The organism is Chryseobacterium rhizoplanae (genome assembly GCF_900182655.1).
Classification (GTDB): domain Bacteria; phylum Bacteroidota; class Bacteroidia; order Flavobacteriales; family Weeksellaceae; genus Chryseobacterium; species Chryseobacterium rhizoplanae.
Genome location: NZ_FXTC01000014.1, coordinates 1 through 12,835, shown reverse-complemented (window position 1 = coordinate 12,835; position 12,835 = coordinate 1). Strand labels below are relative to the sequence as shown.

Below are 12,835 nucleotides of genomic sequence, written 5' to 3'. Positions count from 1 at the left end.
TGAACTACTTTTGATTCTCTTTCAATCTTTGTATAAAAAGAGGTGCTGTTTCTTCTAATCTCAACATTACACCTGAAAGATTTTTTGCTTTCACATAAGTTCGTACCTGAGGCTTCGCTAAAAATGAAAACTGTATGAATTCTGAAATTCTGTCGGCAGGAATTCCGGCTTTTACAAAGTAATCATCCTCAATCCTGTCCCGAATCCAGGCCACATGTTCCTGAAGATCATCATATCTATATTGTCTTTTCTGTCTTCTGGCTTTACCGCTTATCAGATCATACACTCCCTGAACATTCAGATTTCCCAAGAGTATCGGCAAAAGAACACTTTTCACTTCGGCCGGCTTTTCTCTCATTTTTCCCACAGGCTGCGGAAGGCCTACCGCATCTCTCACCTGTTCGCCTTTATCTACTTTTGCTACAATCCTTGAATCTGTTTCCAGATCTCCTGTAAGTTTTTTTACGATTTTTACTTCCCCTACATCTTTTGGAATCTGATAAAGAGTAATAAACAACGGAGAATTAATACCATTAGTAAGAACTCTTCTGGACGTTCTGTTGAAATCTTCTTTTACAAACCGAAGTTCATCATTAGGATTGGCTTCTATAGAAAACACACCCTCTGAATCAGAATATACTTTTTTGTCAGAAGACATATTGATAACGATCACTTTACTTAAGTTTTCCCCACTATCATCTACTATCCGTCCTGTTACCGTCTGCTGAGAAAAAATAAAAGTACTGCACAGAAGCATAAGGAAAAGAAGAAATTTTCTCTGCCCAGATGTTTCAATATTTTCAGTCATATACCCCAACTTTTATTATTCTTTAGTTCCTTCTAATTTATTCATTTTACTGTATTCCCCGAATGCTATTTTAAGCTCGTATTCTACAACACTTATTTGAAAATCCTTCCTGTATCTCTTGGCCAGTGAGCGTGTCTTTTCTGCATAGAGGAGAAAGGTATCTATCTGCTCCTCATCCATTCCGTATTTTTTCAGGAAATTCAAATTAACTTGGGTTTTTACTTTTTTAAGGAAATCCTGAGTTTCGTTATAATTCGCTTTGGTAACCTTAGGCTTAGCTAATTTCTTTACAGCATTAAAGACGCCAAACAGATTGACCTGCCCTGCATTAAAATCGTGTCCGGTAAAAGTTTTAGAAATAGCATTGGTAGGCAAAGGCTGATTAAGCGGGCTTCTCATATAATCCTCCATATCTGATTTTAATGACTGAAGCTTTCTTGATTCATTCAAATGCTGATTATCTTTCGCTAAATTTCCTGTAGGCTTATAGGTAATTTTCACTTCAGGAATCTGGATTTCCATTCTTTTGAGAATAATATTCAATGGAGAATTCATTTCTTCACTGGTAATCTTCTTATCAACACGGTAATATCCTTCTTTAACAAATCTGATCTCATCATTTTCTTTTGCTTCAATCTCAAATTTCCCGGACATATCACTTAACATGCTTTTACCTTGTGAAATATTAACAACGAGTACTGGAGTTAAGTCCAGTTCATTCCCTGTGATCACTTTTCCAGATATCTTTTGCTGTGCCCACAATCCCGAAGCGATACAAAAAAGCACAAGAAATAAAAATCTTCCGGTATATCTCATCTCCATCTATCTTTTAGTTTGTGGAGCGCGGTAGGATGAAATTCTTGTCAGAACAAAACGTTGGAACCTGTTCAGATCCGTATCACTACAGAATCCGTATTTCAGTATTTTTTTTCTTTCAAAACCACCTGCGAAAACATAGTAAATAAAATGGTCTATCAGAGGCTTTTCGATCTTAAGATTGGTAAAATAATCATCGCCTAAACTTGCCCTGATGTATTTCATCAAATCTACATCATCCCATTTGTCTTTCACTTTTCCTATAAAGAACCCCTGCCCTTTAGGCTGTACAAACTCTCCGGGTTTTGCCGCCAATATTCTTGGGTCAGATTTCTTAGCCATATATTGGTCCATATCTTTGAGCAGCTTTTCAACCTTTTTAGGCTTGTTGTAGAGCTTTGAATCTATTTTCAGGTTTCCGGTAAGGCCTTGCTTTACTTCCACTTCAGGAATCTGAATGGTTTGGCGAACAAGGGTTATATTCATAGGAGACTGTATATTTTCCTGAGAAACTTTCCTCATGAGCCTTTCATATCCGGCTTTTATAAAACGTAATTCATCCCCTTGTCTTCCGGAAATCATAAAATGGCCGTCTCTGTTTGAAAGTACAATTTCATCAGTCCGGATATTGATTACATTCACATCTTCCATTTCAGCACCATTTTCAGAAGTAATTTTTCCGAATATATAACTTTGGGCATGGGTATGGACAAAAAAAATAAAGGAGAAAAAAAAGAATAGTTTGAGTTTCACTGGCTGTTTTTTATAGAGCAAAGCTAAAATTATTTTTAATGTATACCATAAGTTTAACCACAGTTAACGCGTTTTAATATTTCTTTTTGATTTTTGCCTTCTAAACTGTTAAATAGCCTGATTAAATTGTTAAAGTTTCTTTTAAATTTTAGCTAACTTGCAGTCTCAATTCTCTTTTTACAATGCAAAATTCTTACACAGTCATCAATGCTTCTGCCGGATCAGGGAAAACCTATGCCCTGGTACAAAGGCTGTTGATGATCTGTCTCCGCTATCCTAATCAACAACAATCGATCAGGAATATTCTCGCTCTGACTTTCACCAATAAGGCAGCCAATGAGATGAAGGAAAGAATTTTATCCTGGCTGGGAAATTTCTCCGCTAAAGATTATGCTGAGAATACGGATCTTAAAAATATCCAGAAAGCTTTTGAAGAACAGGGGTTAAAAATTACGATTGATGAACTTCATGACCGTTCTAAGAAATTATTGGATTATGTTCTCCACAATTATTCCACATTGAATATCGGAACTATTGACCGTTTTAATTCAAGGCTGGTAAGAAGCTTTTCTTATGAACTGGGACTGGCTAAAAATTTTAATCTTGAAATTGAAGCTGAACCCTTTTTGATAGAAGCAGTTGATAAAATGCTGGACCAGATCGGGGAAAATGAAACGATCTCCAATTCTTTCATGGATTATGTAGATTATAGTCTTGAAAATAATGAAAGAATTAATCTTAATAAAAACCTTTATGATTCGGCAAAAGAATTTGTAAAGGATATTCACTATGAGCATCTGAAAAGCAACAAAAGTTTTGACGATGCCAATTATGAGAAGATCAAGAATACACTTCGTAAAGAAATTGTTCTCAATAAGAAACAGTCTGCAGAACTTGCTGCCAGCTCTATTGAATTATTCAAATCCAGAAATATTGATATTGAAGATTTTGCTCAGGGTAAAAACGGAATCGGAGGTTTCTTTACAAAGGTTATAGATTTTTACCAGCAGAAAAGACCCGGGTTTCCTTTTCCCACCACTCAGGAAGAGTCTGTTATCAACAATTACAGAAAGGGAGCCTCTTCAAAATCAAAGCATAAAGAATCTGAGATCTTCGAAATTCTTGACCAACTTCTTGATCACAGAATGAAACTTATTCTTCTGTACATCGAGACCCAGAAGAAAGAGAAAGTTTTGTCTGCTCTTCTTCCTTTAAAGGTAAATAAGGATATTCAGGATGAACTTCAAAAAATTGAAGAGGAAAATGATCTTGTTCTTCTTTCTAAATTTAATATCCTGATCAATGAAAATCTTAAAAATGAACCTTCTGCTTTTATTTACGAAAAGGTAGGAGCGCAGTTTCAGCATTATTTCTTTGATGAGTTCCAGGACACGTCAGAGCTGCAGTGGCAGAATTTTGTTCCGCTGAGAGATCATAGTGTTTCTACAGAGTATACTTCATTTACTTTGGTGGGAGATCCCAAGCAGAGTATTTACAGATTCCGTGGTGGAGAGAGTAAACTGATGCTGGATATTATCAACAAAAAAGAATTTTCACCGAAGGAAGCCGATCTTCTTGTGTTAAAGGACAACTGGAGAAGTGCCAGAAATATTGTGAAGTTCAATAATGAGCTGTACCGTTTCCATTCTGAAGGGCTTTTGGAAGAACATAAAAATATTTTCGGGGAAGATGCTGAGCAAAGTCCAAAATCAAAGTTTGACGGACGTGTAAAGGTGAACCTGATCGACAATCTTACGAATGAAGAGTTTTACAATGATACTTCAGAAAGAATGCGGAAAGATATCCAGGAATGTCTGGATAATGGCTTTAAGTTTTCTGACATTACGATTCTCTGTCGTGGAAATTTTGATATTTTCAGCTACTCTCAAAAACTGGGAAGTTTAAAAGTTCAATATCGAGGCGGGGAAACAAATATTAAAACAATTTCCGATAAAGGTCTTACACTGGAACTTTCCAATACGTTAAAGGCTGTTATTGAATTTCTGCGGTGGGAACTTAATCCTAAGAATAAGCATTGCCTGATCATGATGATGTATCATCTGAATACATTGGGAAAAATTCATATGCCGGATTTCACTTTGGAAATGAAAGAAATTCTGGATATTGAGGGCCATGAAGAAATACTTCAGTTTATTCAGCAGAAATATTCGCTGCAGCTTAAGCAGGATAATTTCCCAAGATTTAATCTGTATAATTTCATAGAATATTACATCAACGAATTTTCTGTTGAAAAAAAAGAGACCGACTTTTTACTGAACTTCCTGGAAATGCTTTTCAACTTCACCCAGAATGCGGGTGCCAGTACGAAAGAATTTTTGAAATATTGGGATGAAGAAGCTTCTTCTTACACCATTCAGGCTTCGGAAAACATTGATGCCATCCAGATCATGACTATCCATAAGTCTAAAGGGCTGGAGTTCCCTATTGTTTTTATTCCTATGATGAACAAAAACCGGGATAATGAATTTACCAACTGGTTTGATACAAATGAAAATGAAGCTTTAAAATCTGTAAACATCAATCAGTTTAATAAAAATCTGGAAGTTTATGATGAGGAAATCCTGTTTTTCAACAGTAAAAACTCTTATAAAAACATGATTGACAGGTTATGTCTGCAGTATGTTGCGACCACCAGACCTGTTGAGCAGCTGTTTTTCTATCTTCAGAAAGCCAATAAGACCTCTAATAATCTTGAGCTTCTTGAATTCCTTCAAACAAAAAATCCGGAACAGGCTGATGAGTTTGATGTGTATGAAGTGAATCCTGAAATGCTGAAAAAATATTCGAAAGATAAAAGTTCATCTTTTAAAACACAGAATATTCAGGATCTCAAGAATGTCAATGAAAAAAGTACTTCTATCAAGATTGCTACACCGTCTAAAAACTACCAGGTACGGAATGAAAAAGTAAGAATCGGGTTATTTGTTCATGAACTTTTATCAAAAATCAATACTGAAAAAGATATTTCAAAAGTACTGGAAGGTTACGCGCTGGAAGGACAGATTACGCTTGAGGAAAAAAATGAAATACAGCTCACTTTAGAGGAGATTGTGAAAACATATGCGGAATTCTTTGATGAAAAATGGGAAGTGATCAACGAGAAAGATATTATGATCTCAGAAAACGGGGAAAGTCATATCTTCAGGCCTGACCGTATTTTAAAGGGTGAGGAAGGATATATCATTGTTGATTTTAAAACTGGTGAACAAAAAACTAAGGACGAGGCACAGGTGGAAGGTTATAAAAATATCCTTGAACGTCTGGGTAAAAAGGTTCTTAAAACTCAGATTATTTATTTATAAATTTTCCAATTCCCAATTTTTCTTTTTAAAAGATCTTCAGATAAAAATAAAAACCGCTATTCTATTGAAAAGCGGTTTTATATTTTAAGAAGTTTAAGTCTTAAGCTGTCGTAGCAGGAACAAATACTCTCTGAGACAATTCCTGGTCAAAAAGGTATAGTGCTGATGGATTATCACATACCATTTTGATTTTCGTTACGTACTGAGAAGCGCTGGCTTCCTCTTCTACCTGCTCGTTGATAAACCACTGCAGGAATGACGTTGTTGCAAAATCTCCTTCATCGTTTGCATTTTTTACAATATTGAAAATACTTTTAGTTACTATTTTCTCATGGGCCAAAGCTTTCTCAAAAATATCTGTTGCATTTTCGAACTCATGTGGAGGTTTTGGAATTTCTCCAATGATAATTTCCCCGCCTACATCATTCAAATAATCAAACATTTTATCTGCGTGCATTAATTCTTCTTTGCTCTGTACTCTGAAATAGTTGGCAATTCCATCCAGATCTTTTCCGGAAAACCATGCAGACATTGAAAGATAATATTGAGCGGCGTATTGTTCGTGGGCAATTTGTTCGTTGATTAATTTTGCAATTTTTTCGCTAACCATAAGTATTAAATTTATAGTCAAAAATAGGGAATAAAAGCCCGAAATCAAAAGTTTTAAAGAAAATTAATACAAAAAGGATGGAAAAAAATCCATCCTTAACACATTAAAAAACTAAAATTACAGGCTGTTATTTTACGTCAGCAGCTCCAGTATTCATCGGCTTTTTCATCATTCTTCTTTCTTTCATTGCCATCTTCATTTTTTCTGCTTTTGCTTTTCTGTCAGCCTGCCATTTATCATATTGTTCAGGGTTTAGAATTTTCTTCATGTCAGCATCCATTTGTGCTCTTTTGGCCATCATCTCCTGCATCTTAGCTTGTCTGTCTCCTTTATTTTTCTCAAACTCGGCTTTCCTTTCTGCATTTCTTTTCTCCTGAAGGTCTTTTATCTGAGCTACCTGAGACTGGTTCAGATTAAGGTCTTTTTGCATTTCTGCAAGACGTTCCTGTTGTTTCTGCTCCATTTTCTGCTTCATTTCTACGGCTCTTGCCTGTCTATCCTGTGGAGTTGTAGTCTGTTGCGCCATGGCAAAACTTCCCATTCCGATAAATGCTATTGCTAAAACTAATTTTTTCATCTTTTTAAAATTTAATTAATTGTTATTTTGTTATTATACCTTTTTGATTATTAATTAAAACATAAGTTAAATTAACAAATTCATAAATAATGTTAAATTTTAACTAAAATAAATTAGTAAACAAACAAAAAAAAGGACAGATTATAAAAACCTGCCCTTCACACCACTTAAATATAATATATGAAAATTAATTCTTTACTAAGCTGCCTCTAAAGCCTCCGTTATTACCACGGTTATGCTGGCTTGGAGCAGAACTTTCAGATCTTTGTCTGGAGCCTCCTCCATTTCCTCTGAATCCGCCGTTATCTTCTCTTTTGGGAGCTTCTCTTCTCATTTCACTGTTTCCTCTGAAACCACCTCCGTTACTAGTTCTGAATCCTCCGTTATTATCGGAATTTCCCCGGGTTCCTCCATTGTCAGAATTCCCTCTGAATCCTCCATTATTACTTCTGAAGCCACCGTTATTGTCAGAGTTTCCTCTATTTCCTCCATTACTGCTTCTAAAGCCGCCATTATTATCACGGAAACCACCTGAGTTTTCGGTTCTCGTATTTCTGAAACCATTGCCCCCTCTGTTGTCTCTTCTGACAATATCAAAAGTAGGGTTATCCATTCTACGGAATCTTGATCTGTCTACTCTGTAAATATTGATATTGATATTTCTATATCTTGGCATTACAGTATATCTCGGTCCATAATATGATCTTCTGTAATTCTGGAAATAGACAATAGGACTTGAACCTCTGTAATAATTATTTTGGAAAACAACAAATACTCTTGGTCCCAAAATTCTTTCCAGTGCATAAAATCTGTCATAGTACCATCTGTCCGGATTATATCGGTAGAAATTATCCCACGCTGTAAAACTTGCATACAGATTATTAAGTCTCATGATCTGGTCTACCTGCCAGCGGCTTAATCTGTTCTGTACGAAAAATCCGTTCCAGTCGATATTAATGATACTTCCTCTGTAGTCGTTATAATAGCTTTGATAATAATCACTTGGATAATAGTCCTGAGGATAATTGTAATAATAATCGTCAGGGAAATAATTTCTGTCATCTTCATCGCTGTAATAGCCATCTCCATTCTGATAATAACCGTCATCACCCCAACCATTGTTCGGATACTGCTGAGCTGCCGTCAAAACGCCCAACCCAAAAGCTAATCCTAAAAATATTTTTTTCATCTCTATAGTCGTTAATTGGTTAATATATAGCAGAATATCTTAATTCTATCTTTTTGATACAAATAAAAAAAAGAAGTTAAATCATAAGATCAAACTTCTTTTAAATTATTTTTAACCAATTGATAATCAGATGTTAAATTTACATCCTGCCACTGTCTTTTATCCAAAAAGCTATCTTTTCATTGAAAGATTTTTGCTGTTTAAGATCTTCCAGCTTTATATGCATTCTGTAACGCCAATAATGTGGGAAAACCGCAGGATTATTAATTCTTTCATTATCAATGTTCTTATTAGTAAGTGCAGCATCCGTTGCCAGAAACTCCTGAATCGGAAAAATAGCCAGCATAGCTTCGTTGTATAAATGCTGCTTCATGATGATCTCTGCAAGGTGAGGACTCAAGTCTGCTGGGGCTTTACCATACTGTATCAGCTGCTGGTTATAATATTTTTGGGTAAGGGCAGGATCTTCTTTCCACCACTGTCTCAAGGTAGAGCTGTCATGTGAAGATGCAGTCACTACATTCATATAGTTGGCATGCTTAGGATTATAGAACGGAATATTTTCAGAAGGCATTCGCTGTACTTTCAAAGCGATGATAGCCAATTCGTCCATTACAACCGGTACACATGCAGGAACCATTCCCAGATCTTCTCCGCAGATCAGCATTTTAGTAGCATTCAGGATAACGGGAAGCTTTTCCATTGCTTTTTCAGACCACAGGTGATCCTGTCTTCTGAAGAAATAATCGTGATACAGGTCATAAATATTTTTCTGCTCCAGTTCGGAAAGATGTTTGTAAGACTCTGTATTGTATACATTGAATCTTGGGTGATAAACTGTTTTCCCGTTTCTCTCTTCTGGTAAAAACAAAACATTGGCACACAGAGCGATCAGTTGTTCTTCAAGCGGACCGTATGATTTTTTCTTAAAGAAATCAGCCAGTTTTCTCTGGGTATCAAACTCTTCTTTGAATGCATAGGTTCCGTCTACATTACGGTTCATAAATTCAAGAGCTTTTCCGCTATCTTTTCCAAAATAGTCCCATAAAACCTGATTATTGATAAAAGGCTTGCAATACCTGTCAAAATTAAACGGAATCTGCCAGGCTTTAAATTCCTCCACCACTATAGGAACAGCCGGATAAAAGTACCCTAAAATCCCTTGTACGGCAGAAACAGGCATTCTCCATATTCTGAAGAAACCAAGAATGTGATCAATCCTCATTGCATCGAAATACTGTTCCAGTGCTTTAAACCTGTTTTTCCACCATCTGTAATCATCTGCTTTCATGGCTTCCCAATTGTAAGTCGGGAATTCCCAGTTTTGTCCGAGTTCAGTAAATTGATCCGGGGGTGCACCTGCCTGAAAATCCATCCCGAATAATTCCGGCTCTGTCCAGGCTTCTACGGAATATCTGTAAATTCCGATCGGAAGATCTCCCTTCAACGAAATTCCCAGGTTATGGGCATAATCAACAGCATCCTTCAACTGTACATGCAATTGATACTGTACCCATGCATGAAGCATAGAGGAATCATAATCTTTACTTTTTGTTGTAAAAAACTGTAAGATTTTTCCTGCAATATATTTTTTGTGGGTTTTCCACTCGTTAAAATTAGGTGTCTTATATTTGTCCCTCAATACACAGAATGCAGAATAAGGAACAAGCCAATATTCATTATCCTTGATGAATTTTTTGAAGTTTTTGTCTTTGTAGATTTTATCTTTCTCCGCATAGAAAACAGCGGTAAGATATTTCCACTTACCTTCTATCATTTTTTCATAATCAATCAGCTCCAAAGCATTTAACTTCTCTTTTTCAGCTAAATATACTTCAACTAATTCTTTCGGTAAAGAATAATCAAGCTTTTCTATAGAGATATATTGTGGATGCAAAGCATAAACAGATACTGCTGCATAAGGATAAGAATCCGTCCAGGAATAATTCGCTGTTGTATCATTGATCGGAAGAATCTGAATAATACCAAGATTCGTCTCTTTTGTCCAGTCTGCTAATTTTTTAATATCCGCAAACTCTCCTACCCCGAAGCCATCTTCACTTCTCAGAGAGAATACGGGAACAGCAACGCCGGCATCATGATACATCTGATATCCCTTGAATCTAAAATAATGATTGGAAACAATCTGCAGAACATCACTTAACGGATTAGCAACCGTAAACCTGTTTTCTCCGGTTTCCACATCAATGACCCTGTTTTCTTTGATATCGTAAATACAATATTTGAATTGGATCAATTCATCCTCCGGAATTTCAACAGAAGCTTCCCACATACCAAAATCTGTCTGATGCAGGTGAATAACTTTTTCGTAACTCCAGTTTCCTAAGGATTCGGTGCTTCCAAAAAGCACAATTCTCCAATCCGGATTATAGATAGGGGCTTCTATTCGGAATAAATGGGTATGTTTTTTTAAAACCGTTATTTTTTCGGGAACAAAATCATGCAGCTTATTGTAAAGGATTTTATTGTTTAAATAGTTTTCAGGAAAATTTTTGTTATTCCATTCGTCAAAAACTATAAACTCCTTATAATTATGAGGAAAACTAAGATGATGCGGAACAAATTCCTCTCTTAATACATTGCCTTTTTCATTAACTACCCGATATTGGTAAGAAATAGATTTGGAGAAATTGTCAACTTCACATTTCCAAACTCCATTCTCAGCATAAAACATAGTATGGATATGTACTGCAGTTCCTTCTTCACCAATGACCAATTGCAAACTTTCTCCAGCCTTTACAATATATCCTACATTAAAGTATAGTTTCATCTATATTTTTTTATAAAAGTACATTATAATATCGAAAAATAAAACTTATTGAATATCAAATAATCATTAAAAAACCTTCTCAAACTGATTTGAAAAGGTCTTTATATTCTTAATGATATTTTGTAATTATCTTGTTACGAGAATCTTCTTATTGAAAATTGCTTTTCCGGATTCATCAGTAATATTTACTATATAAGCCCCACTCACCAATCCTTTAAGATATACTTTCTCATCCAGTGAAGTGTCTTTTACAGACAGAGCCTGAGTCATTACATTTTTACCTGACATATCAAAGATATTCAGTTTAATAGTACCTTTCAAATCCTTATTAGTATGAACGTTAATATAATGCTCATCAACCTTTGTTGGGTAAATATCCAGGTTAGCTGCCACAGCGTTGATATTGGAAGCTTTATCGTTCGCAAAATATTTGCTTGCCAGATCGTAAATATGCAGCCCTTGTTCTCCCGGTAGCTGTTTGGCCTCTAAAGTTGAGAGATCTACCTCATATAAGGCTGCTCCTTTTGCACTTGCAATCACCACTTTACCCTGAGCGTTTACAGCGGATCCGTTAACAGAATAATTATCCGGAATTCCGGCAATTTTACCAACGAACTTTGCTTTTAACTCTTTTGTCAGAACCTTAAAAACATTTCCTGAAGCTGCGAAGACATAGAAATTATTATCTGCATCAGCTATCATATCTCCGCCAAACCCAGTTTCCATAGTGGTGAATGAATTTCTTCCGTTAGAAGGATCATCTTTAATAATCCCCAGATCATTTACTGTATATTGTCCACTTTTTTTACTGATTTCCAAAAACTGTGTTCCGGCATTATTTACTGCGTAAACATTTCCATTATAGCCTGTTGCCATTCTTGTAATATGAGAATTGATATCACATGATGATACTCTGGCAACTGTATTTTCTACCAATGTAATCTCCTTAGTCTGTGGATTTAAAACATAGATATTAGACGAAAACATAGGCATATACACCAGATTATTATTCGAAGGATCATAGGCTAGTGCAGCCATCGTTATGGCTTGAGAATTACTGTATGAGCTTTTATCTTCAGCTACAATGCCTCTTCTCGTCTGTGAAAATACCTTCGCTGAAGAATCGGCCGTAAAAATTTTCTCTCCGGAAGTTCCATTAGCCGCATCAATGGTACGGAAATCATTGAAAGTGATACTCTGAGTCTGTTTTCCAGCAATCGCAAAGAAATCTTGCTGTGCTTGTGCATTCACACCGAATAACAATAAAAATAGAGGGAATAAATGTTTTTTCATGCTATATATTTTTAGATTCGTAATCATTTTGATATTACTAAGTTACACAATTTTCAAGTTAAAAAAACAAAAATCCCGGGTATTTGAATAAAGTTGATGATAAATTAATGAATGTATAGTTATATCAGTTATTTCCTCACCCTGCATAATCAGTTTTATTGTAGTTCGAGCTATATAAATTGATTAATCCTCCATATATTTCAGGAGCATTCTCCCGCTATCCATTCATACTCCTCGCGCCAGCGCTTTCCTACCCTCAAACCCACAACTCTCCCACGCAAGCTGCGGGGTAACCATTCCTATCGGGGCTAGGTAAGACGAATGATGAACGATTAATTATGAATGATGAGTTGCGGGATTCGGGATTCGCGTTACGTTTTTCTGAGGTTCAGATTATAAATAATAGTTTTATCCTATTCAATAGGAGCGGGCCGTCATCCTGAGCGTAGTCGAAGGAAGCCGTTTACTCAAATATTGTCTTTGTCCGGCTTTAGCCAAAATTTATTATTTGGTAAGACATTCGTTGAGGAAAATGATACAATACAATCCCGGGTTGTTTAGACTCCTGCGGAGTGACAAAGATGTGTTATCAATGATAAGTGATAAGTAATAAATAATAAATGATGAGGGATCAATGATGTATAATCTCTGATACTGATGACAATAGAACGATGA

At 35.8% G+C, this 12,835-nt stretch carries 9 protein-coding genes; 1 reads left to right on the top strand and 8 read right to left on the bottom strand.

Translation table 11 applies throughout. The features are described from left to right. Positions 1–4: 4 nt before the first annotated feature. From FN817_RS21245 to FN817_RS21235, 3 genes are read right to left on the bottom strand one after another with little or no spacing between them, the layout of a single operon-like run. Positions 5–808: a carboxypeptidase-like regulatory domain-containing protein gene (locus FN817_RS21245; RefSeq protein WP_228451628.1), complete on the bottom strand. Its 804-nt coding sequence runs from the start codon at positions 806–808 to the stop codon at positions 5–7. A gap of 15 nt (positions 809–823) precedes the next feature. Further along, the gene (locus tag FN817_RS21240; protein ID WP_142719671.1) at positions 824–1,630 is read right to left on the bottom strand and encodes a carboxypeptidase-like regulatory domain-containing protein; all 807 of its coding nucleotides are present in this window, start codon (positions 1,628–1,630) and stop codon (positions 824–826) included. Next, positions 1,631–2,377 (bottom strand): hypothetical protein, encoded by a 747-nt coding sequence (locus FN817_RS21235; RefSeq protein ID WP_142719670.1) that lies wholly within the window; start codon positions 2,375–2,377, stop codon positions 1,631–1,633. 182 nt (positions 2,378–2,559) lie between these two features. On the opposite strand from FN817_RS21235, the gene FN817_RS21230 reads away from it, so the two are divergent. After that, the gene (locus FN817_RS21230; protein ID WP_142719669.1) at positions 2,560–5,700 is read left to right on the top strand and encodes a UvrD-helicase domain-containing protein; all 3,141 of its coding nucleotides are present in this window, start codon (positions 2,560–2,562) and stop codon (positions 5,698–5,700) included. A gap of 100 nt (positions 5,701–5,800) precedes the next feature. Here the strand turns inward: FN817_RS21230 and FN817_RS21225 are convergent, their stop codons facing one another. The 5 genes from FN817_RS21225 to FN817_RS21205 all read right to left on the bottom strand — a co-directional run bounded on the left by FN817_RS21225 (position 5,801) and on the right by FN817_RS21205 (position 12,160). Then, complete coding sequence (locus FN817_RS21225; RefSeq protein ID WP_047374012.1) at positions 5,801–6,310, bottom strand: ferritin; 510 nt, start codon at positions 6,308–6,310, stop codon at positions 5,801–5,803. A 127-nt stretch (positions 6,311–6,437) separates the two neighbouring features. Further along, positions 6,438–6,887 carry a hypothetical protein gene (locus FN817_RS21220; RefSeq protein ID WP_047420317.1) on the bottom strand — a complete coding sequence of 150 codons (450 nt, stop codon included), beginning with the start codon at positions 6,885–6,887 and terminating at the stop codon, positions 6,438–6,440. Positions 6,888–7,074: 187 nt separating this feature from the next. Continuing rightward, positions 7,075–8,076 carry a hypothetical protein gene (locus FN817_RS21215; RefSeq protein ID WP_142719668.1) on the bottom strand — a complete coding sequence of 334 codons (1,002 nt, stop codon included), beginning with the start codon at positions 8,074–8,076 and terminating at the stop codon, positions 7,075–7,077. Positions 8,077–8,215: 139 nt separating this feature from the next. Further along, a complete protein-coding gene (locus tag FN817_RS21210; RefSeq protein WP_142719667.1) occupies positions 8,216–10,867 on the bottom strand; it encodes a 4-alpha-glucanotransferase in 2,652 nt (883 codons plus the stop codon). Between the two features lie 126 nt (positions 10,868–10,993). After that, positions 10,994–12,160: a T9SS type A sorting domain-containing protein gene (locus FN817_RS21205; RefSeq protein WP_142719666.1), complete on the bottom strand. Its 1,167-nt coding sequence runs from the start codon at positions 12,158–12,160 to the stop codon at positions 10,994–10,996. Positions 12,161–12,835 lie beyond the last annotated feature (675 nt).